The organism is Massilia sp. UMI-21 (assembly GCA_015277795.1).
In the GTDB taxonomy this organism is placed as follows: domain Bacteria; phylum Pseudomonadota; class Gammaproteobacteria; order Burkholderiales; family Burkholderiaceae_D; genus Telluria.
This window is the reverse complement of the sequence record CP063848.1, coordinates 494,599-518,951: the sequence shown is the minus strand read 5'-3', so window position 1 is coordinate 518,951 and position 24,353 is coordinate 494,599. Positions and strand designations below refer to the sequence as shown.

At 67.0% G+C, this 24,353-nt stretch carries 27 protein-coding genes; 6 read left to right on the top strand and 21 right to left on the bottom strand.

From position 1 onward, the window contains the following. Positions 1-119: 119 nt before the first annotated feature. From IM543_02335 to gpmA, 17 genes are all read right to left on the bottom strand, one after another. Positions 120-1,400 carry an amidohydrolase family protein gene (locus tag IM543_02335; GenBank protein ID QOY96486.1) on the bottom strand — a complete coding sequence of 427 codons (1,281 nt, stop codon included), beginning with the start codon at positions 1,398-1,400 and terminating at the stop codon, positions 120-122. A 156-nt stretch (positions 1,401-1,556) separates the two neighbouring features. Beyond that, positions 1,557-2,291 (bottom strand): hypothetical protein, encoded by a 735-nt coding sequence (locus IM543_02330; GenBank protein ID QOY94771.1) that lies wholly within the window; start codon positions 2,289-2,291, stop codon positions 1,557-1,559. A gap of 37 nt (positions 2,292-2,328) precedes the next feature. After that, complete coding sequence (gene gspF, locus IM543_02325) at positions 2,329-3,549, bottom strand: type II secretion system inner membrane protein GspF (GenBank protein ID QOY94770.1); 1,221 nt, start codon at positions 3,547-3,549, stop codon at positions 2,329-2,331. Positions 3,550-3,560: 11 nt separating this feature from the next. Continuing rightward, the gene (gene gspE, locus IM543_02320) at positions 3,561-4,994 is read right to left on the bottom strand and encodes a type II secretion system ATPase GspE (GenBank protein QOY94769.1); all 1,434 of its coding nucleotides are present in this window, start codon (positions 4,992-4,994) and stop codon (positions 3,561-3,563) included. 7 nt (positions 4,995-5,001) lie between these two features. Next, positions 5,002-7,404 carry a type II secretion system secretin GspD gene (gene gspD, locus IM543_02315; GenBank protein ID QOY94768.1) on the bottom strand — a complete coding sequence of 801 codons (2,403 nt, stop codon included), beginning with the start codon at positions 7,402-7,404 and terminating at the stop codon, positions 5,002-5,004. Then, positions 7,404-8,177, bottom strand: a complete 774-nt coding sequence (gspN, locus tag IM543_02310) for a type II secretion system protein N (GenBank protein ID QOY94767.1) — start codon at positions 8,175-8,177, stop codon at positions 7,404-7,406. Before gspN ends, gspD begins: the two co-directional genes overlap by 1 nt. Further along, the gene (locus tag IM543_02305) at positions 8,174-8,704 is read right to left on the bottom strand and encodes a type II secretion system protein M (protein ID QOY94766.1); all 531 of its coding nucleotides are present in this window, start codon (positions 8,702-8,704) and stop codon (positions 8,174-8,176) included. Before IM543_02305 ends, gspN begins: the two co-directional genes overlap by 4 nt. Then, positions 8,701-9,945, bottom strand: a complete 1,245-nt coding sequence (locus IM543_02300) for a general secretion pathway protein GspL (GenBank protein QOY94765.1) — start codon at positions 9,943-9,945, stop codon at positions 8,701-8,703. Before IM543_02300 ends, IM543_02305 begins: the two co-directional genes overlap by 4 nt. A 16-nt stretch (positions 9,946-9,961) precedes the next feature. Then, a complete protein-coding gene (gspK, locus tag IM543_02295) occupies positions 9,962-10,978 on the bottom strand; it encodes a type II secretion system minor pseudopilin GspK (protein QOY94764.1) in 1,017 nt (338 codons plus the stop codon). After that, on the bottom strand, positions 10,978-11,616 hold the full coding sequence (locus tag IM543_02290; GenBank protein QOY94763.1) for a prepilin-type N-terminal cleavage/methylation domain-containing protein: 639 nt from the start codon (positions 11,614-11,616) through the stop codon (positions 10,978-10,980). Before IM543_02290 ends, gspK begins: the two co-directional genes overlap by 1 nt. Further along, positions 11,613-12,005 (bottom strand): type II secretion system minor pseudopilin GspI, encoded by a 393-nt coding sequence (gspI, locus tag IM543_02285; protein QOY94762.1) that lies wholly within the window; start codon positions 12,003-12,005, stop codon positions 11,613-11,615. The genes IM543_02290 and gspI overlap by 4 nt, the downstream gene beginning before the upstream one ends. 3 nt (positions 12,006-12,008) lie before the next feature. Continuing rightward, the gene (locus tag IM543_02280; GenBank protein QOY94761.1) at positions 12,009-12,497 is read right to left on the bottom strand and encodes a GspH/FimT family pseudopilin; all 489 of its coding nucleotides are present in this window, start codon (positions 12,495-12,497) and stop codon (positions 12,009-12,011) included. Positions 12,498-12,505: 8 nt separating this feature from the next. Continuing rightward, the gene (gene gspG, locus IM543_02275) at positions 12,506-12,949 is read right to left on the bottom strand and encodes a type II secretion system major pseudopilin GspG (GenBank protein ID QOY94760.1); all 444 of its coding nucleotides are present in this window, start codon (positions 12,947-12,949) and stop codon (positions 12,506-12,508) included. A 137-nt stretch (positions 12,950-13,086) separates the two neighbouring features. After that, a complete protein-coding gene (gene moeB, locus IM543_02270; protein QOY94759.1) occupies positions 13,087-13,851 on the bottom strand; it encodes a molybdopterin-synthase adenylyltransferase MoeB in 765 nt (254 codons plus the stop codon). A gap of 190 nt (positions 13,852-14,041) precedes the next feature. Then, positions 14,042-15,478 carry a S41 family peptidase gene (locus IM543_02265; protein ID QOY94758.1) on the bottom strand — a complete coding sequence of 479 codons (1,437 nt, stop codon included), beginning with the start codon at positions 15,476-15,478 and terminating at the stop codon, positions 14,042-14,044. An 11-nt stretch (positions 15,479-15,489) separates the two neighbouring features. Next, positions 15,490-16,908 (bottom strand): peptidoglycan DD-metalloendopeptidase family protein, encoded by a 1,419-nt coding sequence (locus tag IM543_02260; GenBank protein ID QOY96485.1) that lies wholly within the window; start codon positions 16,906-16,908, stop codon positions 15,490-15,492. A gap of 9 nt (positions 16,909-16,917) precedes the next feature. Continuing rightward, positions 16,918-17,664 carry a 2,3-diphosphoglycerate-dependent phosphoglycerate mutase gene (gene gpmA, locus IM543_02255; GenBank protein QOY94757.1) on the bottom strand — a complete coding sequence of 249 codons (747 nt, stop codon included), beginning with the start codon at positions 17,662-17,664 and terminating at the stop codon, positions 16,918-16,920. 99 nt (positions 17,665-17,763) lie between these two features. Between gpmA and IM543_02250 the strand changes: the two genes are divergently transcribed. The 5 genes from IM543_02250 (at position 17,764) to IM543_02230 (ending at position 20,704) form a co-directional block, all read left to right on the top strand. Next, positions 17,764-18,165, top strand: coding sequence for a rhodanese-like domain-containing protein (locus IM543_02250; protein ID QOY94756.1), 402 nt, complete (start codon positions 17,764-17,766; stop codon positions 18,163-18,165). Positions 18,166-18,193: 28 nt separating this feature from the next. Continuing rightward, positions 18,194-18,457 carry a glutaredoxin 3 gene (gene grxC, locus IM543_02245; GenBank protein ID QOY94755.1) on the top strand — a complete coding sequence of 88 codons (264 nt, stop codon included), beginning with the start codon at positions 18,194-18,196 and terminating at the stop codon, positions 18,455-18,457. 173 nt (positions 18,458-18,630) lie between these two features. Further along, positions 18,631-19,089 carry a protein-export chaperone SecB gene (secB, locus tag IM543_02240; GenBank protein QOY94754.1) on the top strand — a complete coding sequence of 153 codons (459 nt, stop codon included), beginning with the start codon at positions 18,631-18,633 and terminating at the stop codon, positions 19,087-19,089. Between the two features lie 98 nt (positions 19,090-19,187). Then, positions 19,188-19,628 (top strand): SH3 domain-containing protein, encoded by a 441-nt coding sequence (locus tag IM543_02235; protein ID QOY94753.1) that lies wholly within the window; start codon positions 19,188-19,190, stop codon positions 19,626-19,628. Between the two features lie 44 nt (positions 19,629-19,672). Further along, the gene (locus tag IM543_02230; protein ID QOY94752.1) at positions 19,673-20,704 is read left to right on the top strand and encodes an NAD(P)-dependent glycerol-3-phosphate dehydrogenase; all 1,032 of its coding nucleotides are present in this window, start codon (positions 19,673-19,675) and stop codon (positions 20,702-20,704) included. Positions 20,705-20,756: 52 nt separating this feature from the next. Here the strand turns inward: IM543_02230 and IM543_02225 are convergent, their stop codons facing one another. From IM543_02225 to mscL, 4 genes are all read right to left on the bottom strand, one after another. After that, positions 20,757-21,131, bottom strand: coding sequence for a cupin domain-containing protein (locus IM543_02225; protein ID QOY94751.1), 375 nt, complete (start codon positions 21,129-21,131; stop codon positions 20,757-20,759). An 18-nt stretch (positions 21,132-21,149) separates the two neighbouring features. Next, on the bottom strand, positions 21,150-21,851 hold the full coding sequence (locus tag IM543_02220) for a DUF2461 domain-containing protein (protein QOY94750.1): 702 nt from the start codon (positions 21,849-21,851) through the stop codon (positions 21,150-21,152). A 19-nt stretch (positions 21,852-21,870) separates the two neighbouring features. Next, positions 21,871-23,019, bottom strand: a complete 1,149-nt coding sequence (locus tag IM543_02215) for a Do family serine endopeptidase (GenBank protein ID QOY96484.1) — start codon at positions 23,017-23,019, stop codon at positions 21,871-21,873. Between the two features lie 71 nt (positions 23,020-23,090). Next, on the bottom strand, positions 23,091-23,495 hold the full coding sequence (mscL, locus tag IM543_02210; protein QOY96483.1) for a large conductance mechanosensitive channel protein MscL: 405 nt from the start codon (positions 23,493-23,495) through the stop codon (positions 23,091-23,093). Positions 23,496-23,737: 242 nt separating this feature from the next. Between mscL and petA the strand changes: the two genes are divergently transcribed. Continuing rightward, positions 23,738-24,352, top strand: coding sequence for a ubiquinol-cytochrome c reductase iron-sulfur subunit (gene petA / locus IM543_02205; protein QOY94749.1), 615 nt, complete (start codon positions 23,738-23,740; stop codon positions 24,350-24,352). The last annotated feature ends 1 nt before the right edge of the window (position 24,353 follow it).

The following is a 24,353-nucleotide window of genomic DNA, read 5'->3' as shown; positions in this document are numbered from 1 at the left end:
TGGCAAGGTGGGGAGAAGAATCGATCACGAAGCAGCGCGGCGTTGCGTGACCAGTACGGGCGCCGGAAAAAGACGCGGGCGCCCGAAGCGCCCGCGACATGGAACATGGACCGGGTCACTCAGGGCCCGTTGCGCTTGACCACCTCCCCGCCCTGGATCACCACGGCCGGGGCTTCCAGCAACTGCACGTTCACGGTCGGGTCGCCCGCCACGGCCACCATGTCGGCGTAGCGGCCGGCCTCGACGATGCCGACGTCGTTTCTACCCAGCGCCTCGGACGCATTGACAGTGGCCGCCTGGATCGCCTGCAGCGGCGTCATGCCGTACTTGACCATCACCGCGAACTGCTTGCCGTTGTTGCCGTGGGGATGGACGCCGGCATCGGTGCCGAACACCATCTTGACGCCGGCCGCGTGCGCCTTCCTGAAATTCTGGCGCTGGATCTCGGTCACTTCGCGGTCCTTGCGCAGGTTGTCTTCCAGCACGCCATTCTTCTTGCCCTCGGCGGCCGTGTAGTCGCCGTTATAGATGTCCATCGACAGCCAGGCGCCGTGTTTCTTCGCCAGCGCGATGCCTTCGTCATCGATCAGGCTGGCGTGCTCGATCGTGGTGACGCCGGCGCGGATCGCGTCCTTGATGCCGGCCGCGCCGTGCGCATGGGCCGCTACCTTCAGGCCCCACTGGGCGGCCTCTTCCACCGCGGCGCGCAGCTCGGCGTAGTTCATCTGCTGCTGGCCGGGCTCGGTATTGCGCGAGAACACGCCGCCGGTGGCGCAGACCTTGATCACCTGGGCGCCATACTTGCGCAGCGCGCGCACCGACTTGCGCACCTCGTCGGGGCCGTCGGCGTTGTACGGGTTCTTCTCTTCCATCGAGGGCGGGAAATAGGTGCTGTCGCAATGGCTGCCGGTCGGCCCGAAGGACCAGGCGGCCGGAATGACGCGCGGGCCGCGCACCTTGCCGGCGGCGATGGCCTGGCTCAGGCCCACGTCGTTCCAGTCGGAGGCGCCGACGTTGCGGACGGTCGTGAAGCCGGCATCCAGGGTCTTGCCGGCATGGGCCACGGCCAGCGCCGACCAGAAGCGGTCGTTGTATTCGAGGTAGCTGTAGCCGCCATAGGTAGGGTCGGAATCGAGGTGGACGTGCATGTCGATCAGGCCCGGTACCAGGGTCATGCCCGGCAGGGAAATGCGGCTGGCGTCGCCGGCCGCAGGCTCCGCGGACGCCGCGGCGCCCGGCTTGACGCTGACGATGCGGCCGTCGCGCACCAGGATCTCGGGGTGCTGGACCATGCGGCCGGTGCGCACATCCAGCAGGCGATCGGCAGTGATGGTGACATCGGCGGCCTGGGCAGTGGACCAGCTCAGCGCGGCCAGGCAGGATATCAGGAGCCGCGACATCCGGGTGGTGACGGTACGATTCAAGGGCTTCCTCCGGCGTAGGTAGTGGATTAACAATATGCAACTTATACCGGGATCTGGAGGGCGCGTCCAGATGCGTGCGGACGCTTGCGGGCAGCGCCATGAAAAACGCCGCATTGCTGCGGCGTTGTCGTGTTACTGCAGTTGGTTGGGCTCCCCGACCGGGCTGTTGACCGCCCGGGTCGGCGGCGGCATCTGCACCTGGTTCGGCGGTGGCGGGACCTGGTCCTGAGGCTGGGTGTCCTGCCCCGGGACGTTGGGGTCCATCGCAGGTTCCGGCACCTGTGCCGGCACCGCATTTTCCGGCGTGATCGGCGTGCCGCCCGGCGGACCACCCGGCGGCGGCACCGATTGCATGTTCGGCGGACCGGCGACGACGCCCGGCGCGGTCTGCGGTTCGACACCCGGGGGCGGCGGCGCGGCCATCGGCTGTGCGACCGGCGGCGCGGCCATGCCGCCCATCTGGTTGGAAGAGCCCGTGTCGGGCGCCAGGTCGACGCGTTTCATGACGCCGCCTTCCGACAGCATGATGTAGCGCGCATGCACTTCGGCCACGGTCACACCCGGCACGATCTCGCGGCCGATCGGCACCGCCTTGGGCGGCGAGCCCTCGGCCACCAGGATCACGGCGCTATTGGGGCCGGCCGAAATGACGCCGGTCAGCGTGTAGTTGGAAATCGCCACCCCCGTCGGCTGGCCGCCGAACAGGTACGCGGCGGCGTCCGGGCTCGGCTCGGCCTGGGCGATCACGGGCGCCGGCGCCAGCGGGCGCTGCTGGGGCTTGTACAGTTGCAGGCCCCAATAGGCGATCGAGGCCACCAGCAGGACCAGCGCGATCAGGGTGAATAGGAGAGGCAAACGCTTGTTCATGGTTTCCTTGTTATTTTTCTCGCTGGCGCCGTTCCGCTTACCTTACCAACTGGTTGATTTCGATAATCGGCATCAGGACCGCCAGCACGATCAGCAGCACGACCAGGCCCATGGCCAGGATCAGCACCGGCTCGAGCAGGCCGGCGATGGTGAGCGTGCGGCGCTCGAGGTCGGCCTGTTGCGAGTTGGCCGCGCGCTCCAGCATCGCGGGCAGCTCGCCGGTGATCTCGCCGGCGCGGATCATGTGCACCAGCATCGGCGGAAAGTGCTTCTGGGCCGACAGCGCACGCGCCAGGCTCACGCCTTCGCGCACGCTGGCGGTCGCCTGTTCGACCAGTTCGCGCATCGCCACGTTCGACAGGGTGTCGCGGCTGGTCTCGAGCGCGCGCAGGATCGGCACGCCGGAACCGGTGGTGATCGCCAGCGTGCTGGCGAAGCGCGCCGTGTTCAGGCTGCGTTCGAACTTGCCGTACACGGGCGCACTGAGCAGCCAGGTATGCCAGCGCCGCTTCAGGTCCGGGTTGCGCAACGCGCGCCGCCACAGCCAGAACGCGCCGACCAGCAGGATGCCGACATAGATGCCGTAGGCCCGCACGAAGTCGGAAATGGCCAGCATCATCACGGTCAGGAAAGGCAGCTTCTGCTTGGTGTTGGCGAACACCGAGACGATCTGCGGCACCACGTAGGTGAGCAGGAAGATGACGATGGCGAAGGCCACCACGGTCACGATGGCGGGATAGGTAAAGGCCAGGCGCACCTTCTGCACCAGCGCGTTGCGGCGCTCGATGTAGTCCGCCAGGCGCGACAGCACGCGCGCGAGCTGGCCGATCTGCTCGCCCGAGGAAACCAGCGCGCGGTAGATTTCGGCGAAGTCGCGCGGATGGCGCGACAGCGCGGTGGAGAAGGCCGAGCCGCCGATGACTTCGGAGCGGATCGAGGCGATCAGGTCGCGCACATACGGCCGTTCGGCCTGTTCCAGCAGGGCCGTGAAGGCCTGCTCGAGCGGCAGGCCGGCTTCCAGCAGGCTGGCCAGCTGGCGCGTGAACAGGGCCAGCTCGACCTGCGACAGGCGCTCGCCCAGTCCGCGCGAGCGGGCGGCGCCGGAGGCGTCGACCTGGGCCGCGATCTGCTCGACGTTCAAGGGCGTCAGGCCCTGGGTGCGCAGGTCGGCGCGCGCGGCGCGCGGACTGTCGGCGTTGACCACGCCTTTCCTGGTCGCGCCGCCCGCGTCGACGGCCTCGTAGCGGAATGCTGGCATGGGTTACGCCCTTAGTCCTTGGTCACGCGCACCAGCTCGGCGCGCGTGGTGGTGCCGTCCGCCAGCCAGCGCTCGCCGTCCTCGCGCATCATCTTCATGCCCGATTTCTGGGCAGCGACGCGGATGTCGGCTTCGGAGGCCTGGTTGTGGATCTGGGCGCGGATTTCCTCGGTGGTCTCGAGCAGCTCGTAGACGCCGACCCGGCCGTGGTAGCCGGTATGGCCGCAGCGCTCGCAGCCCACCGCATGCCAGCCGCCGTTTCCATCCCTTGCATCGCTGACCTTGCAGTGCACGCACAGCTTGCGCACCAGGCGCTGCGCCATCACGCCCAGCAATGAGGACGACAGCAGGAAGGGCTCGATGCCCATGTCCAGCAGGCGCGTTACGGCCGAGGCCGCGTCATTCGTGTGCAGGGTCGCCAGCACCAGGTGGCCGGTGAGCGAGGCCTGCACCGCGATCTGCGCCGTTTCCAGGTCGCGGATCTCGCCGATCATGATCACGTCCGGATCCTGGCGCAGGATCGCGCGCAGGGCCTTGGCGAAGCTCATGTCGATGCGGGCGTTGACCTGGGTCTGGCCGACACCGTTGAGGTCGTATTCGATCGGGTCTTCCACCGTCATGATGTTGGTGGTCGCCGCGTTCAGGCGCGACAGCGCGGCATACAGCGTGGTGGTCTTGCCGGAACCGGTCGGGCCGGTGACCAGCACGATGCCGTGCGGCTGGTTGATCAGGCGGTCGAACTGCGGCAGCATGTCGGGCGCCATGCCCAGGTGGCTCAGGTCGAGGCGGCCGGCTTCCTTGTCGAGCAGACGCAGCACCGCGCGTTCGCCGTGCCCGGTCGGCAGGGTCGAGACGCGCACGTCGACCGGCTTGCCGCCGATCCGCAGGGTGATGCGGCCGTCCTGCGGCAGGCGCTTCTCGGCGATGTCGAGTTGCGACATGATCTTGATACGCGAGATCAGGGAGGCGTGGATCGCCTTCTTGGGGCGCACGATGTCGCGCAGCGCGCCGTCGACGCGGAAGCGCACGACCGAGGTCTGCTCGAAGGGTTCGATGTGGATGTCCGACGCGCCTTCACGCAGCGATTGCGTGAGCAGCGCATTGATCATGCGGATCACCGGCGCATCGTCCGAGGATTCGAGCAGGTCTTCGATGGCCGGCACGTCCTGCAGCAGCCGGGTAAGGTCGAGGTCGGCGTCGAACTCGTCGACCACCTGCGAGGCGTCGCCGCCGGCGCCGGCATAGGCCTTGGCGATGGCGTCGTCGAGCTCGCCGCGGTCGAGGCGGCGCAGGGTGATGCGGCCGAAGCGGCGCGACACTTCCGCGATCGCGCTCGGCGCGGTGCCGCTCGACACCAGCACCTCGACGGCCTGGCCCGGTTCATCCCCGCCGCGCGCCAGCACGCCGTGGTCACGGGCGAAGGCGAAAGGCAACAAATTGTTCATGGTCGGCTTATTTCTGGTTCGATGGCGTCACCGGGCGGAACTGCGAGGTGGGCTGCGAGTTCGACGGTGAGTTCGGCTGCGAGCTCGACGGTGCACCCGGCCGTGCCTGCTGGCGCTGCTGTGTATCCGGCACGGCCTGGCCGATGGCCGCACCGGGGGCGCTGCCGGCCACCGGCGCGGCCTGCACCGGGGCGGTGGCCATGGCGCCGCCCACCGGCGGCTGGCCGTTGGTCAGCGGCGGCAACTGCGGCATACCAAGGTTGCGCATCAGGATCGTGTCCTCCTGGCTCGCCTGGCCGGTGGCGCCGACGGCGCGCATGTATTCGTAACGGTCCATGGCCAGCGAATTCGATGCTTCCTTGCTGCGCACCACAACCGGGCGCAGGAACACCATCAGGTTGGTCTTGACCCGGGTCCGGCTGCGGTACTTGAACAGGTTGCCCAGCAACGGAATATCGCCCAGGCCACGTACTTTCTCTTCACCATCGCCCTCGGTATCCTCGATCAGGCCGCCGAGCACGACGATCTGGCCGTCGTCGGCCAGCACATTGCTTTCGATCGCGCGCACGTTCGTGGTCAGCCCCGATGCCGCGTTGCGGGTGGAAGGATCGACGCTCGAGTTTTCGTGATAGATCGCCATCTTGATGGTACCGCCTTCCGAGATCTGCGGGCGCACCTTGAGCAGCAGGCCGACGTCGCGGCGGTCGACGGTCTGGAACGGGTTGCCCCCGCCGGTCGCAGCCGTGGTCGTGTACGAGCCGGTGATGATCGGGACGTTCTGGCCGACCTTGATCGTGGCCAGCTCGTTGTCCAGGGTGATCATGTTCGGTGTCGACAAGATGTTGGCATTGCCATCGTTTTCAAGGGCGCGCGCCACCGCGCCCAGGCCGAGCTCGCCGCCCACCTGGCGGAACAGGCCGAAGGTCAGGCCGCCCGGCACGTTGGGGATCGCGGTGCCCGACAGGCCGTTGCGTGCAGCCGCGGCCAGGTTCACGATGTTGCTGCCCTGCGCGCCGCCGGTAAAGGACTGGATGCCGCCGACACGGTACTTGCTGTCGTTGTCGCCCGAGGCGCCGATCCACTGCACCCCGAATTCCGAGGCCTTGTTGGAGGTGACTTCGACCACCAGCGCCTCGATGTAGACCTGGGCGCGGCGCACGTCGAGCTGGTCGATGACGCTGCGCAGGTTGCGGTACACCGCGTCCGGTGCAGTGATGATCAGGCTGTTGGTCGAGGCGTCGGCCTGGATGAAGCCCGAACCCTGGCCGCCGCCGCCGCCGGCGGTGAGCTGGCTCTGCTGGCCGTAGGTATTGCCGGTACCGGCCATGCCGGTGCTGCCCTGCTGGCCCTGCTGGCCGCCGAGCCCGCCCGTGCCGGTGCCGCCGGTGGTGCTGCCGGCCTGGATCGAACCGCCCGAGGTGCCCTGCTGCTGCACCGGCACCGCCGAGGCATCCTGCGACACCACGGCGCGCAGGGTCTGGGCCACGCGGCTGGCGTCGGCATTCTTCAGGTACACCACGTGAATATTGCCCTGCGACGAGGTCTGCTGGTCGAGGCGCGCGATCAAGGACTTGGCCAGGTTGGCGCGGGCCTGCGAAGGCGCACGCACCACGACCGAATTGGTGCGCGGATCGGGCAGCACGGTGACGCGGCCGGAGTCGCCGCCGGCGCTTGGCTCCATCAGGCGGGTCACGAGCGCCGCGATGTCGCTGGCGATCGCATTGCGGATCGGAACCACGTCGAGGTCGGCCGCGACCGGCGTATCGAGCGCGGCGATGATCTTGGCCAGGCGGCGCAGGTTGTCGGCGTAGTCGGTAATGACCAGCGTGTTGTTGCCCGGGTTCGCCATGATGGAATTGTTCGGCGAAATCAGGGGCCGCAGCACGGCGGTGAGGTTGGCCGCCGACTCGTACGACAGGTAGAACACCTGGGTGGCGATCTGGTCGCCGGTGGCCTTGCTGGCGCGCACGCCGCCGACCTGGGTCGGGGAAGACTGGGCCTTGGCTTCGGCTTCCGGCACCACCTTGGCATAGCCGTCGCCGCTGGTCACCACGGCATAGCCTTGCAGGCGCAGCGTCGAGGTCAGCAGGCCGAAGGCCTGGGTCTTGCTCAGGGATTTTTCGGACACCAGCGTGATCGTGCCCTTGACGCGCGGATCGATGATGAAGGTCATGCCCGTATAGTGGCCGATCGCCTTGATCACCGATTCGATGTCGGCGTTGACGAAGCTGAGCGCCGCCGCATTCGCGCTCTCCTGGGCCTGGACCGGCGTCGGGAAGAAGGTGCCTGCGGTGGTCGCGGCAAAACAGCACAGCATGGCGCCGGCGGCCAGGCGCCGCAGCGCCGGCAGGCGCAGCGTGGTGTGGGCGACGACCTGAGAGCCGAAGATGGTACGGGGTATGTTATTCATTATCTGAACTCGAGTGCGATTATGTTTTTGCCGTTTACCATGCGACGCTGGCCCAGCAGGTTGAGCATATTGCCCAGCGTCTGTTCGTATCCTTCGGCGGCCGAGGCCTGGCCGGAAAAGCGCAGCCGGCCATTTCGCAGCATACCCGAGCCCGACAGCAGGAGCGCACCGCGCACGGTACGCAGCTTCAGGTCGGCCTGGTTGCCGCGCCAGTCGAACACCATTTCATAGCTGCCCAGCGGCCGGATGGGCGACATGCGCGAACCCATGTCGTTCATGCTTAATACTGTCCTGCCCTGCACCGCCACCGTATTGGCCTGGCGCAGCAGGTCGAGCGTATTCCAGACCAGCCGGATGGTTCCGCTCGGCGCCAGCGTGTTGAGCGGCGCGCCGAGCCCGGCCAGGCCTTCGGCCGGCAGCAGCAATTCGCCGCTGCTCACCTGCCACTGCGACCAGCTGCCGCCGATGCGGACCGGGCGTGCCAGGGCTTGCGGGTTTTCTAGTTCCATGTGGACTTGGCCCAGCAGTACCAGCGGTGACAGGCGCCATGCGAAGCGTCCGGGCAGCAGCGGCGTCACCGCCCCGCCCGCTCCCGGCGCCCCGCCCACGAAAGCTGAGCCGTTCCAGAGCGTACCCTGCGCATCCCCCAGAGTCAAACGGCCGCCGGTCTGCTGTTCCACCAGCGGACCCAGCCAGGAAGCGGGCAGGAAGGCCAGCACCGTGACGAATACGGCCAGCACGACCGGGACCAGCCAGAGCAGGAAGCGCTTCATTGGACCATTGCGCTGGCCTGGCGCAGCGTGAGCGTCGCGTCGACCTGTCCCACCGCGGGCAAGGCGGTAAAGCTGGCTTCCTGCACCTGCACCCGGTTCTCGCTGCGCTGGGCGTCGAGCCAGGACACCAGGTTGGCGAAGGACACGCCGTTGAACTGGAGCTTGGCGTATTCGCCGGTCATGGTGAGCGAACCGGCCTTGAGGCCGCGCTGGGCCATGCTGGCACTGAGCGCCTCGGCGGTCATGGGCGGCACTTGCGGCGCCGGATTCGCGGCCAGGGTTTGCGCTTCGGCAGCCAGGGTCTGCAGCTGGGCGGCCTGCTGGCGCAGCGCGGGCAGCGCGCGCTGCAGCTTGTCGCGTCCTTCGAGGGCCGGCGCCAGCAACAGTGCGTAGACCAGCGCGACCCCGACCACGGCCCCGCCCACGGTCAGGAACTTGCGCTCCTGGTCGGTGCGCGACAGCCACCAGGCCAGCGCGCGCTCGCGATAGGCGCCGACCTTGGCGCGGATGTTTGCGGCGGCGTTCATGGCCTTGCTCCCGAGTTGGCTTCCGTCATGGCGGCCGCGGCGGCCCCGGTACTGCGGATCACCCAGGTGGCGGGCGACGTTTCTTCGAGGCTCAGCTTGCGTGCGCCGAGGACGGCCCGCAACTGGCTGGTAGAAGCGGGGTCGACGGTTTCAGGTTTGACGCGCACGGTCAGGGCCTGGTCCCGGAATTCCATCGACGCAATCCCGGGCGGGCTTCCGAGACCGCGCACCGCCTCGCCGAAGGCGCCGGCGATCCAGCCGAACTCGTCCTGGCTGACCTGGCCGCTGGCGGCCTTGGCGCGCGCGATGTTCTGGCGCATCTGCGCCACCGGGTCGATCACCGGCTGGCCCGGATAGGCGCTGCGGAAAATCTGCGTCATTTCCTGGCGCACGGCGTCGGCTTCGCGCTTCAGGCGCAGCCATTCGATGTTGATGCCGATGATGTTGATGACGATCGCGGCCAGCGCCAGGCGGATCGGCCAGCGCCAGCGGCTCCAGTCGCGCTGGGCCACGCCGGCGGTGCCGAGGCCCGGCACCAGGTCGAGCGTGCTGCTTTTCGCACCCGTGATCCAGTGTTCCCATGCATCGCTTTCCAGCGTGATGCCGGGCCCGGCTTCCGCCAGCAAAACCTGGTATTCGCCGCGCTGCTCCTGCGGCACGTACAGCACCAGGGGCGCATCGCCGGCCAGCGCGCGCGCCGTCTGCAGCGCAAGCGTGGGGTTGCCGTCCAGGGCCAGGCCGAGGCCTTCGTACTGGCCCTGGCGCAGCAGCAATTCGTTATTGCCGATGGCGGCGCTGACGCTGCCCGGCTGCAAGGGCAGGCACAGCTGCGAGGGCATGGCGGCCACCGCCTTCGCGCCCATGCCGAGCAGGGCTTTCACCATCGGCTCGAGCCAGTCGCGCTGGACCACGCCGACCGGTCGGCGGCCGTCCGGCAAGGCGGGCCCGGCCACCAGCACGCAGTCGAGCGGGTCGCCCAGGATATGTTCCTCGACCAGGGCCGGCAGCGCCGCGCGCAGGCGCGCGCCGGTGAGCGGCGGGGCCTGGACCGGCAGCAGGGTGACGTCGGCGCCGGCCAGCAGCAGCACCACGCGGCGGCTGGCGGCGACCACGTCGCCGAGCTGGCGCAGCAGGCCTTCGCCCTGCTGCGCGATGGCGCCGGAATCGAGCACCACCGCAAAGCGGCACAACGCGCCTTCGCCTTCGGCTCTGGCCGGGTGCCGGATATAAAGAGTAGTCAAACTGTCTCGCTTTCTTCTAGTTCTGGCGGGTCCAGATTACTTGGGTGCCGCCGCCGACCATGGGAGCAGGATTACGCCTGATCAGCGACTCCGCATTCAGTGCCGCGCGGTCGAGCCGGATACGGCTCTGTACGATAAACCAGTTGCTCTTGACGTCACTGGTGTCGGCCAGTTGCGGGTCGGCGCCTACCTCGCTGGCAAACGTCGTCGTGTCGCGCCATGGCGCCACCCGCTTGCGCCGCTCCACCAGGCTGTTGGCCTGGGACAGCGACATCCCCGGCACGAGCGCCGCCAGCAACTCGGCCGGCACGGTATTCACGTTCAGCTTCGTCGTCTCGGTACCGGGCAGCACGATCAGGAAAGGCCGCAGCCGCTCCAGGACCTCGGGCGTGATCCCCTGCACCGCCAGCAGGTCCTCCACCCGCAGCACCGGGATCGGCACGCCGTTCGCCGGCGGCACCGGCGTCATTCCCGCGGGCGGCGGCGGTGGCGGCGGCGGCGGCGGGCTGTTCTCATCCACCGGCACCGTCACCACCTGCTGGCCCTGCGCCACGAAATTCGCCACCCGGTCGGCCAGGCGCGCATCGAGGCGCAGGTTGTCGAGCAAGCGGCGGAAGATCTCCAGCTGCTGCGGGTTTTTCTGGCGGTCTCGTGCGAGATTGACGAGATTGTAACGCGAGGTGGCGTCGGTGATGTTGCCGGACAGGGTGGCGTCGAAGGTTTCGCCCTCGACCCGCTCGCGCTCGATGTACTGGTCGAGGCGGGTCTCGGCCAGGGGCGTGGCCCAGACCTGGTCGAGCGAGGTGTACGTCGAGGTGTAGGCATCCTGGCGCAGCACCAGGCTGGCCCAGTCGAGGGCGCCGCGCAGGATCCACTTGGTCTGCAGGTGCAGGCGCTGGTTTTCCATCGAACGGACCTGCACCTGCTGTTGCCAGAACAGGCTGGCGACGATCGAGATGGCCAGCGTGGTCAGCAGCAGCGCGGTGACGACCGCCACGCCGCGCTGGCGGGTTTTCAGTGGAAAGGGCCGCATCAGGTGCCTCCGAGCAGGAAGGATTTCACCATCGGCGCGGCCAGCCCGGCGGCGGTCAGGCCGACCTGGATGCCTTCGGGCCCGGTCGCCTGCTCGCCGTCGGCGGCGGCGACCGGCTCTTTCTGCCAGGCATTGTTCTGCCAGGCCTGGACCTGCATCGCGGCCACGCCGGTCTGCAGCACCACCGGCGGCGCCGATTCGGACGGTGCGTCGCCGGCGATCGACTGCCACAGCGCCTCGAGCTGTGCCAGGTCGCGCGTGCCGGGCGATTCGCGCCGCACCAGGCTGCCGTTCACCACGCGGTAGGACACGACCACCAGCTGCGTGGGTTCGTTTTCGTTATAGACCTTGCGCACCAGCGTCAGGCGGTTGTCGTCCCACAGCAGGTTGGGACGGCGGCCGAGGATCTCGCGCCCGGCCAGGTGCTCGCTGTCGCTCTGCATCTGGGCGAAGGACAGCTGCATGCCGCGCGTGACTTCCATCTGCTCGGTGAGCGCGATGCGGGCACGCACGATGCCGTCCAGCCCGCGCCAGCCGAGCACGGCCAGGATGGCGAGGATGCTGATCGCCACCAGCAGTTCGACCAGGGTGAAACCGCGGCGGCGCTGGTTCAGGCGCAGTTGGATGCTGGTCTTCATGTGCGTGGCGAAGGCCTCAACACGAGCTGGACCAGTTTGACGATGCGGCGGTCCGGACGTTCGCCGTCATACACCGACACTTCGATCCGGCGCAATTGCGGGTTCGGGCTGGTCAGGACTTCTTCCTGGCAGATCAGCTGGAGGTCGCCCTGCGCGCAGGGAAAGTCACGCTTGCCGACTTCGGGGAATTCCCTGCCCAGGCGGATCTGCACCAGCCGGTTCTCGGCCGACCAGGTGGCCATCATGGAGGCGCGCAGGCCGGCGCTGTTGGAGGTCAGGCTGCCGACGGCGCGCAGGCCGGCGCCGAGCGCAGTGCCGACGATGACGAGCGCGACCAGCACTTCGAGCAGGGTGAAACCTCGGGAGGTGAACGGGCCGCGTGCTTGCATCGCTTATTCCACCGTAAAGTGGCCAATGCCGTCGGCGCGGATCGCGACCGCGTTGCCGCGGCTGGCGAGCGTCAGCACGAACGGCTTGTCGACCGGCTCGCGGCCGAAGGTGATGCGCACGTTGCCGGGATCGCTGCTCATGGTCGGCTGCAGCACCAGTTGCAGTGGTGCGCCGCGGAACGTGCGTTCGCGCAGCAGGTCGTCGCGCGTGACCGCCTCCCAGCCGGTGTCGTTGCGCACCACGAAGCGGTAGCGCTCGGGATTGGCCTCGAAAGCCACCAGGCGGTTGCGCACGATGGCTTCGTCACGCGCCAGCTGCAGCAGCAGGGCGATGCGCTGGGCCTCCTGCTGCAGGTCCTGGCGCGGCGAGGGAATGGCGTTGAGCGATGCGAGGCCCAGCGTGATGCCGATGATGACCATCACGACCAATAGCTCCACCAGGGTGAAGCCGGCGCTCGGCAAACGACGGCGCAGGGCGCTCGGGGCCCGCATCGGAAGCCTTATTCCCAGGAACCGACGTCGGCATCCTCACCGGTGCCGCCGGGTTGGCCGTCGGCGCCCAGCGAGAAGATATCCACTTCGCCGTGGATGCCCGGCGACAGGTACTGGTAAGCGTTGCCCCATGGGTCTTTCGGCAGCTTTTCCATGTAGCCGCCGGACTTCCAGCCATTTGCCGCCGGACCCGCGGTCGGCTTGGTGATCAGGGCCTGCAAGCCCTGCTCGGTGCTCGGATAGCGCTGGTTGTCCAGCTTGTAGAGCTTGAGCGCCTGCATCATGGTGGCGATGTCGGTCCGGGCGGCGGTGACGCGCGCCTCGCCGGTACGGCCCAGCAGTTTCGGCACGACCAGGGCGCCGAGGATACCGATGATGACCACGACGACCATGATCTCGACCAGGGTGAAACCGCCGGCGCGGCGCTGCTTGCGTTGCGAATCAATTTGCATGGATTAATCTTTGTAAGGACGTCGGTTGAAGGCTGACAGTATAAGGCCACATGGGGGCAGGAGCTACACATGCACGCGAGCAATTGTAATCTGGAGCGCCCCGTTAACCTTGTCTTAATACGCGCTTGTCGAACTGCTCATTGCGCAGCTAGCGCGCGCTCGGCGCAGACCGGGCAGGCCGGGTTGCGGGCGACCTTGACCGCGGTCCAGTCCATGGCGCGCCCGTCGAGCAGCAGCAGGCGCCCGGCCAGCGGCTCGCCGATGCCCGCCACCAGCTTCATGGCCTCGGCCGCCTGCATGGCGCCGACCACGCCGACCAGGGGCGCGAACACGCCCATGCTGCTGCAGGCCACGTCCTCGACATGACTGTCTGCCGGGAACAGGCAGGCGTAGCAGGGGGCGGCGGGCGCACGGGTATCGAACACCGACAACTGGCCGTCGAAGCGGATCACCGCCCCGGACACCAGCGGCTTGCCCTCTTGCACGCAGGCGCGGTTGACGGCGTGGCGGGTGGCGAAATTGTCGCTGCAGTCGAGTACGACCGTCGCTGCGCGGACGAGTTCCCGGAGGCGCTCGCCGCCGGCCCGTTCGCGCAAGGCGGTCACCGTGATGTCGGGGTTGATGGCCAGCAGGGCCGTGCGGCCGGACTCGACCTTGGGCTGGCCGATGCGGGCCGTGCTGTGCATGACCTGGCGCTGCAGGTTGGTGAGATCGACCTCGTCGTCGTCGACCAGGGTGATGCGGCCGATGCCGCCGGAGGCCAGGTAGAGCGCGGCGGGCGACCCCAGGCCGCCGGCGCCGATCACCAGGGCGTGCGCGTCCAGCAGGCGCTGCTGGCCTTCGATGCCGATCTCGTCGAGCAGGATGTGGCGGGAGTAGCGCAGGAGTTGGGTGTCGTTCATGCAAGCGGTGACGAAGGTGGGGCGGGGTTCGTAGGGTGGGCGGGGTAATTCAGGCCAGTGGCCTGAATTACAAACGCCGCGCGTTCAACCAGCCTGAGAATCGACGAGACGTCTGTTCAAGCCATGTTTGAACGCGCGGGCGGCGAAGCCGCCCACCCTACAACTGCATCATAGAGCCGGCATTCACCTGTTACTTCTTCGGCGGCGCCTTGGTCTCCGCCGGCTTCTCGGCCTCGGGCTCGGCCTTGGCCAGCTGCACCGGCTGCCCCTTGAAGTGATTGATCGCCTGCGCCAGCTGGAAGTCGTCCTTGCTGCCGTAGTCGAGCGGCTTGCGGTCTTTCAGCAGGACGAGCGCGCGCTGCTGTGCCGCGAGCGCCTCTTGCTGGTCCTTGGCGGCGGGCGCCGCCTCCCCTTCCGCGGCCAGGTGGCGCTGCAGGTCGGCTTCGCGCACGCGCAGCACGGCCAGGGCGTCGCCGTCGGCGGTTTCGTCGACCCGCATGTCGGGCGCGATGCCGGTGGCCTGGATCGGGCGGCCCTTCGGGGTGTAGTAGCGCGCCGTGGTCAGCTTGACCGCGGTATCGGGCGACAACTGGCGCAGGGTCTGTACCGAGCCCTTGCCGAAGGTCTGGCTGCCCATGATGATGGCGCGCTTGTAGTCTTGCAGGGCGCCGGCGACGATCTCGGAGGCCGAGGCCGAACCGCCGTTCACCAGCACCACCATCGGCACCGTTTTCAGGCCGGCCGGCAAGCCGGCCAGCGGATCGGCGCCGCGCTGGGCGTAGAACTCGCGGCGGCCGTAGAACTGGTGGTTCGAATCGGGCAACTGGCCCTTGGTCGAGACAATCAGTTGCTCCGGTTGCGGCAGGAAGGCGGCCGACACGCCGACCGCGCCCGGCAGCAGCCCGCCCGGGTCGTTGCGCAGGTCGAGCACCAGGCCCTTGATGTCCGGGTTCTCGGCGTAAAGCAGCTTGGCCTTCTTGGCCAGCTCTTCGACGGTATTCTCCTGGAACTGGCTCACGCGCAGCCAGGCATAGCCCGGCTCGACCATCTTGCCCTTGACGCTGGCGACCACGATTTCCTGGCGCTGCAGGGGCACCACCCAGGGGCGGTCCTCGCCGCGGCGCGCGATGGTGAGCGTGACCTTGCTGCCGGCCTTGCCGCGCATGCGCTTGATCGCTTCGTCGAGCGACATGTTGCGCACCGGGACGTTGTCGATGCGGGTGATCAGGTCGCCGGACTTGATGCCGGCCTTGTGCGCCGGTGTATCCTCGATCGGGGCGACGACCTTGACGTAGCCGTCTTCGCTGGCCACTTCGATGCCGACGCCGACGAACTTGCCCTGCACCGCCTCTTTCATCTCCTTGTAGGCCTTCTGGTCCAGGTAGACGGAATGCGGGTCGAGCGAGGCGACCATGCCGCCGATCGCTTCGGACAGCAGCTTCCTGTCCTCGACCGGCTCGACGTAGTCGGACTTGATCAGCCCATAGACGTCGGCCAGCTGGCGCAGCTCCTCGAGCGGAAGCGGCGAGCCCATGTCTTTCTGCGCGTGGGCCGAGAACTGGAAGGAAGCGGCCACGCCGGCCACCATGCCCAGTCCGATCAGCCCGATGTTCTTTGCCTTACCCATGTAGTGCGCCCCTAGAATTTGACCCAGCCTGCCGGATCGAAGGGCTGGCCGCGATGCCTGAGCTCAAAGTATAGCCCCGATTCCTCGTTACCGCCGGTATTGCCCGCACTGGCGATCACGTCCCCGGCCCGCACCATGTCGTTGACGCGCTTGAGCAGGGCCGAATTGTTTCCGTAGATCGACAGGTACTCGCCGCCATGGTCGATGATGATCACGTTGCCCCAGCCGCGCAGCCAGTCGGCGTGCACCACCCGGCCCGCCGCGGTGGCGCGCACTTCGGCGCCTTCCGGCGCCTTGATGAAGGTACCCTTCCAGCTCGGGCCCTGGCCGCGGCGGGTGCCGTAGCGGGCGGCCACGTTGCCGTTCACCGGCACCGTCAGGCGTCCCTTGAGACTGGCGAAGGCGCCGGGCGGCGCGGGCGGCGCCAGCGCCACTTCCTGCGGTGGGGCGGCCTCCGGTTTCGTTGCCCGCTCGGGCTGCTCGGCTACCCGCGGCGCTTCCGGTTCGGGTTCCGGCCTGGCCGCCGGCTTGCCGCTCTGGCGCGCGATGCGTTCGCGCTCGGCCTTCTCGGCGGCGGCCTTGGCGCGGGCCAGGGCGCGCGCCTTGGCTGCGGCCTCGGCCTTGGCCTTGGCGGCGGCCAGCGCGGCCCGGCGCCGTCGTTCGGCCTCGGCCTGCTCGCGGATCAGGCGCGACAGGCGGTCGACCAGGCCCGACATGCGCTGTTCGTCGCGCTCCAGGCGGTCGACCTGCTTGCGCTGGTCGGCCAGGCGGGTCGACAGGTTCTGCAGCAGCGCGGCGCGCTTGGCCTTTTCCTGTTCCAGCTTTTGTTTCTGCTGCTGCTGCTCGCCTGCGATTTCCTGCAGCTCGAGCTGGGCGTTCTCGACCTTGTCGCGGTTGGCCTCGACCTCGGCCAGGTTGGCGCGCAGCGAGGACAGCAAGCGTGCCTGCGCCTGCGACACGTAGGCCATCATTTGCAGGTCGCGGTTGATGCGGTTCGGGTTGTCGCCGGACAGCAGCAGTTTGATGCGGTCTTCGTTGCCGGCCACGTAGTGCTCGCGCAGCAGCTGTGACAATTGTTTCTTTTGATTAACAATTGTTTGCTGCAGCCGCTCGCCCTCGTTCGCCAGCGCGTGCAGGCGCGTGCTGGTGGCATCCTGTTCCTCGGCCAGCTCGCGCAGCGCGCGGTTGGCGTCGGAGATGGCGTCCTCGGACTCCGCCAGCTCGTCGGCGGCGTCGTCCCGGGCGTCCTCGGTGCGGGCGATGTCGCGCTTGATCGCCTCCAGTTTCTGCTTGATGCCGGCGCGCTGCTTTTCCGCAACGGCCTTCTGGCGGCTGCGGTCGGTCTGGCGCTGGGCAAAGGCGGCATCGGACAGCGCGAGGGCAAGCAGCGCACAGATCAGTGCGCTACCTGCCGACTTCGTGAATGGCAAACGCAAGACTTATTTCGCCTTCCCTTGGTTGGCCACGGCCGCCATGGCGGCGGCGATCGCATCCTGGTCGCCCAGGTAGTAGTGCTTGATCGGCTTCAGGTCGGCGTCGAGTTCGTACACCAGCGGCTGGCCGTTCGGGATGTTCAGGCCGACGATGTCGGTGTCGCTGATGTTGTCCAGCATCTTGATGATGGCGCGCAGGCTGTTGCCGTGGGCCGAGATCAGGATGTTCTTGCCGGCGCGGATGGCCGGGGCGATCTCCTCGTCCCAGGCCGGCATCACGCGGGCCACGGTGTCTTTCAGGCACTCGGTCAGCGGAATCTGCGACTTGTCGAGGCCGGCGTAGCGCGGGTCGTGGAACGAGGTGCGCTCATCGTTTTCTTCCAGGCCAGGGGGCGGGGTGTCGTAGCTGCGGCGCCAGACCAGCACCTGCTCGTCGCCGTACTTGGCGGCGGTTTCGCCCTTGTCCAGGCCCTGCAGGGCGCCATAGTGGCGCTCGTTCAGGCGCCAGTCGTTCTTGATCGGCAGGTACATCATGTCCATCTCGTCCAGCGCCAGCCACAGGGTGCGGATCGCACGCTTGAGCACCGAGGTATAGGCCAGGTCGAAGGTGAAACCGGCGTCCTTGAGGGCGCGGCCGGCCGTCCTGGCTTCGTTGATGCCCTTCTCGGTCAGGTCGACGTCGGTCCAGCCGGTGAAGCGGTTTTCCAGGTTCCAGGTGGATTCGCCGTGGCGCATGAATACGATTTTGTACATAAGCTCTTCTTCAAAGATGGAAAGGTGCGATGTTGCGATGAAATCCGGTCCAGCATCTATTTTATAATGCCCCGATTCACTTCAACCAACGGAACCCTTGTGAATTTCATTCTCGATAATATCTTCGTCGTAGCAATTGCCGTGATTTCGGGCGGCGCCCTGCTCTGGCCGGCCCTGGCCCCGCGCGGCAAGCGCGCCACCCCGCTGCAGGCCACGCAGATGATCAACCGCGGCAAGAGCCTCGTGCTGGACGTGCGGACTGCCGAGGAATTTGCCGCAGGCCACGTGCGCGACGCCAAAAACATTCCGCTGGCAGACTTGGCCAACCGGGTCGGCGAGCTGGAAAAGTCGAAGAACCGCAGCGTCATCGTGGTCTGCCAGAACGGCCCCCGTGCCGACAAGGCGGTACGACTGCTGGCGGCGGCCGGTTTCGAAGACGCGCACGCGCTCGAAGGCGGCCAGGCTGCCTGGATCGCGGCCGGCCTGCCGGTGACCAAATAACGGAAACAAGTATTCAGGAGGAAGCACCATGACCGCACACGTCGTTCTGTACCACACCGCCAGCTGCCCCTACTGCGTCCGCGCCGAGCGCCTGCTCGAAGCCAAGGGCGTGACCGACATCGAACGGATTCGCATCGACCTCGATCCGGAGCAGCGCCAGATCATGATGCAGCGCACCGGCCGCCGCACCGTACCGCAGATCTACGTGGGCGATACCCACGTCGGCGGCTTCGACGACCTGTATGCGCTCGACCAGGCCGGCCGCCTGGAGCCGCTGCTGCAAGGGCAATGACAGTCAGTGAGTACGTAGTCAGTAAGTACGTACTCAGCCTGGATTGACGGGCTTTGGGGGCCGGCTTTGCGGGGGTATTGCATCAGAATTGATTTTGATACAATTACCCTCGCGTTTGACCAAAGTACCGGGACGGCGCGTCCGTCCACCATCATTTAAAACGAAAGCGTTCCATGTCCGACGAAAACCTGCAACCAGTATTCCAAATCCAACGCGTCTACCTGAAAGACATGTCGCTGGAGCAACCGAATTCCCCAGCCATCTTCCTCGAGCAGGAAGCCCCGACCATCGAAGTGTCGCTGGACGTCGGCGCCGAGTCGATCGCCGAAGGCATCTACGAATCGACCGTGACCATCACCGTCACCGCCAAGCTGAAGGACAAGGTTGCGTTCCTGGTCGAAGGCAAGCAGGCTGGCATCTTCGAAGCCCGCAACATCCCGGCCGAGCAGATGGATCCGCTGCTGGGCATCGGCTGCCCGAACATCGTCTACCCTTACCTGCGCGCCAACATCGCTGACGTGATCAGCCGTGCCGGCTTCCCGCCGGTGCACCTGGCCGAGATCAACTTCGAAGCCTTCTACCAGCAACGCCAGCAGGCAATGACGCAGGCTGCCGACGCTCCGGCACAGTAAGCCGTGCTCTTGACGGGTACCGCGACGCGGTGCCCGTACCTCCGGCGTCCCGGTTCATCCGCGGCGGTTCATCCTCCGTCACCCGTCTTCGGCCCGCCATGATTCCATCCCGTCTCCTTGCAAGCGTGCTCCTCCTGGTGGCACCGGCAGCGTCCGCCTACGACTTCAAGAGCGTCGGCGCAGTCCAGGTCATCCTGTACGACACCCCCTCGCTCAAGGGCACGCCGATGTATGTCGCGCCGCCCGGCATGCCCTTGCAGGTAGTATCCAGCTATGGCGACTGGGCCAAGGTGCGCGACGCCAATGGCGACCTGGCCTGGACCCAGGCCAGGGGCTTGAGTGCACGCCGCAACGTGGTCGTGCACACCCCGGGCGCCAAGGTCTTTGCCGGCCCCGACGAGGGTTCGCAGGTCTTGATGACTGCCGACAAGGGGGTCGTGCTGGAACTGGTCGACCCGACCGCCATGGCATGGATCCGGGTGCGCCACCGTGACGGCATTACCGGCTATGTCCGGCCCAACGACGTTTGGGGCCTGTAATTGCAGGTCCGCACGCGTTTCGAGATTATTACTAGCTAAAGCGCATGCAAGAACATACAACTCCCTCCAAGATCACCGTCCTGGGCGCCGGCGCCTGGGGCACCGCCGTGGCCATTGCCCTGGCGGCGCGTCACGACGTGCTGCTGTGGGGCCGCAATCCCGAACAGATCGCCGAGACCCGGCAGGCGCGCGAGAACCTGCACTACCTGCCCGGCCACCCACTGCCCGATGCCTTGAAGCTGAGCGCCGATTTCGACGCCGCCCTGGCGCATGTCATCGAGGCGCGCGAAGACGAGGCGCCGCTCCTGATCCTGGCCTGCCCGGTGGCCGGCCTGCGTCCGCTGCTCGAACGACTGAAAGGCCGCCCGGTACCGAACGTGGTCTGGCTGTGCAAGGGCTTCGAAGCCGGCACCGGCCTGTTGCCGCACCAGGTCAAGGTCGAGGTGCTGGGCGATGCGCTGCCCTGCGCGGCGCTGTCGGGCCCCTCGTTTGCCCAGGAAGTGGCGCGCGGCCTGCCTTGCGCCCTGACCGTGGCCTCGAGCTCGCAAGCCCTGCGCGAGCGCGTGGTGGCGGCAGCGCATGCCGACAACCTGCGCGTCTACTCGTGCGACGACATGATCGGCGTGGAAGTGGGCGGCGCGGTGAAGAACGTGATGGCGATCGCCACCGGCACCGCCGACGGCCTGGGCCTGGGCCTGAACGCGCGCGCGGCCCTGATCACCCGCGGCCTGGCCGAAATCACCCGCCTCGGCGTGCAGCTTGGCGCCCAGCCCGTCACCTTCATGGGACTGACCGGCATGGGCGACCTGATTCTCACCTGCACCGGCGACCTGTCGCGCAACCGCCGCGTGGGCCTGGCGCTGGCCCAGGGCAAGCAGCTCGACACCATCGTGGCCGAACTGGGTCACGTGGCCGAAGGCGTGCCGTGCTCGAAGTCGGTGCGCGCGCTGGCACGCAAGCTGGGCGTGGACATGCCGATCACCGAAGCGGTGGCGGCAGTGCTGTTCGACGGCGCCTCGGCGGCGGAGATGACCCAGCAGTTGCTGGCGCGCGATCCGCGCGACGAGCTGGCCTGATTCCTTGCGCCGGCGCTTGCCGCGGCAAAGCGCTGGCGCAAGGGGGGAGCAATCAGTTCCCCGACCCGCGCGGATGGTTCGTCGGCCCGCCCGTGCGAACCGGCCCCAGCAGGATGGTCATGAGACCCACCGCATCCTTGTTGGCACGAATGGCATGCGGCTCCCCGCCCGCCAGGTACACCATCTCGTTGGGCCGCAGGATGGTGGTGCGTCCGTGCGCATCGAAGGCGATCTCGCCTTCCAGGCACACCAGGGTCATTTCGCCCTCCACCCGGTGCTCGGGCATGGGCTTTTCTTTGGGAACCACCAGCCGGATCAGTTCCATGTGCTCGGTCTTGATGAGCGCAATCGATGTGAAATGGGCGATGTCGTCGTCGCCGCGCTGCAAGGCGATACGTTCGCCCGAAACTGCGTGTTGCAAGGCCATGTCGCCCTCCTCGGTCTGTTAATCCTGTTCTTCGCTTGCTGCCGCCAGCTCGGGTACCGTGCGCAGCCAGCTGACCAGCGCAAACGCATCCTTCATGCCGCTTGCCAGCTGCGGCACCAGCAATTCGGGGGCATTGAGCAGCAGCGGCACCTCGACCCAGACGAAAAAGCTTTTCAGCTTCAGGTATTCCACCAGCGGGTGGTTCGGGTCGGCGCCCTTCGGCGGCCGCTGCAACTTGTCCTCGTCCTGCAGGTCGCCGTAGGTCGCGCGAAGATGCTTATTCTTCAACATTTTATTGAAGCCTGTCGCATCGTTGACGACGTGTTCGCGGATCGCCTTCAGCCGGTGTGACGGCGGCAGGTACTCGCCCGCGCCGAACAGCAGGTTGCCGTTCGCTTCGATGTGGAAGTAATAGGTCGGCCCGCCCGCCGCGCTCGGGCGGCGCTTGTCGAGCGGCGCGATGCCGGCCGAGAAATGGGTTTTATAGGGCCGCTTGTCCTTGGCGAAGCGTACGTCGCGGTGGATGCGGAACAGGGCCTTCTTGGGGTCGCAGCCCGCCACCTGCCTGTCGAACGTGCCCAGTTCCTGGATCAGTTCGGTCACCACCTGCAGGAATTCCGCGCGCAGGATGTCGTAGCGGGGTTTGTTCCAGAGGAACCAGGGGCGGTTGTTGTTCTCGCTGAGCTCGCTTAAAAACTGTGTCAGGTCACGCAGGTGCATGCAGGGGTCCGGATGAAATTTATTGAATCTGGCGCGGGCGCTTGCCGACGGTGACGTCGAGCGTGGACTCGCGGTTCTTGCGCAGGATGCGCAGCGGCGCCTTTTCGCCCGGCTCGAGCGCGGCGATGAGCTTGAGCATCTCGCTGGTATTGGCCACCGTCTTGCCGCCAACCGCCACCAGGATGTCGCCCGGGCGCATGCCGGCGCGGTCGGCCGGTCCGCCGCGCACCACACCGGCGATGATGGCGCCGCTCGAGCGGCCCAGGCCGAAGCTTTCGGCCAGCTCGGGCGTGATGTCCTGCGATTCGATGCCGATCCAGCCGCGCACCACCTGGCCGTGCTTGACGATCGAGTCCAGCACCGTCTTGGCGGTACTGACCGGAATCGCGAAGCCGATGCCGACCGAGCCGCCGGTCTGCGAATAGATGGCAGAATTGATGCCGAGCAGGTGGCCGTTGGTGTCGACCAGCGCCCCGCCCGAGTTGCCGAAGTTGATCGCGGCGTCGGTCTGGATGAAATTCTCGAAGTGGTTGATGTGCAGGTTGTTGCGCCCCAGCGCCGAGATGATGCCGAGGGTGACGGTCTGGCCCACGCCGAAAGGATTGCCGATGGCCAGTACCACGTCGCCCACGCGCGCCCCTTCCGGGTCGCCCAGCACCATCACCGGCAGGTCGCGCGCCGCGATGCGGATCACGGCCAGGTCGGTCTCGGGATCGGTGCCGACGACGCGCGCCGGCGCCTTGCGCCCGTCCGCCAGGCCGACTTCGATGATGTCGGCGCCTTCGACCACGTGGTTGTTGGTCAGGATGTAGCCGTCGGGGCTGACGATCACGCCCGAGCCGAGGCTGGCCATCTGCTCGTCGGGGGGCATGCGCTCGCCGAAGAAGCGGCGGAAGAACGGGTCCTTCAGCAGCGGATGCATCTCGCGCGAGGCCTTGCTGGTGAGGATGTTGACCACCGCCGGCATGGCGCGTGCTGCCGCCTCGCGGTAGCTGCCGCCGGCAGGCAGGCCGGGCGCCTGCAGCACCGGCACCGCCTGGCCCGCCGGGCCGAGCGCGACCCGGGTCGGCGCGCGCTCCAGCCATTCGGGCCGCATGGTGGAGATCACGAAATACAGCGCCAGCGCGACCGTGACGGTTTGCGCGAACAGCAGCCAGAAACGCCGCAAGGCGCCGGGCCGGCGCCGCGGGCCGGTGGCCTGCGGCTTGAGTTGGTGGACGCTGTCGTTCATGTCGATGCCTATTTTTTCAGTGCGTCGCGAATCTCGCGCAGCAGCCGGATTTCTTCCTTCTCCACCGGGGTCGGCGCCTCGACCGGACCGCGCATGCGGTTCACCAGCTTCACCATCTGGAAGATGACAAACGCGAGCAGGATGAAGTTCAGCAGGATGGTTAAAAAGTTACCGTAGGCGAGCACGGCGCCGGCCTTCTGCGCTTCCGCCAGCGGCAAAGTACTGGCCTGGCCGTTCAGCGGCAGGTAGTAATTGGCAAAATCGAGGCCACCAAACAACATACTGATCGGCGGCATGATCACGTCCTTGACCAGTGAATCGACAATCTTGCTGAACGCGCTGCCGATGATGACGCCGACTGCGAGATCGACGACGTTACCGCGCATTGCAAACTTTTTGAACTCCCCTAGCATGGACATGTACGCTCCTTGATTGTTATTGAGTCAAGCGATTTCATGATACCGCAAGCGTCAATGCTGCGGATGCACACGCACGTTCGAGGCCGATCGGCGCGCCAGGGAGGCACGAATATTCCGCTGGATGTGTCCGCCTGATAATTTTTTTCCAATCGATATTGCCCTTCACATATAATTTTGTGTTGCTGATAGCTCTTTATTGATTCTTAGGATTCGTATTTTCACGGAGTGGGGTTGGTATGAGTAATGAAAAGCAGGTCGATTCAGGCCGACGCGGACTGCTCGTTGCGACATGCGCAGCAGGCGGCGTTGTCGGGGTATCCACGGCGGGCGTTCTTGTCAGCACCTTCCAGCCGTCGGAGCGAGCGAAAGCCGCCGGCGCCCCGGTCGAGGTCGACATCTCCGACGTCAAGCCGGGCGAAATGAAAGTGGTCGAATGGCGCGGCAAGCCGGTCTGGATCCTGCGCCGCACGCCGGAGATGATGGCCACGCTGGATGAACACACCGACGAACTGGCCGACCCGAACTCCGACAAGGACTTCCAGCTGCCGACGCCGGAATACGCCAAGAACGTATGGCGTGCGCGCGAAGACCACAAGGAAGTGCTGGTCACGGTGGGCATCTGCTCCCACCTCGGCTGCTCGCCGTCCTCGCGCCTCGCGTCCGGCCCCCAGCCCAACCTGCCCAACGACTGGCCGGGCGGCTTCCTGTGTCCTTGCCACGGGTCGACCTTCGACCTGTCGGCGCGCGTGTTCAAGAACAAGCCGGCGCCGACCAACATGGACATCCCCCCTTACATGTACCTGTCCGACAACATGCTGGTGATCGGCAAAGACGAGAAAGGCGCGGCATAAC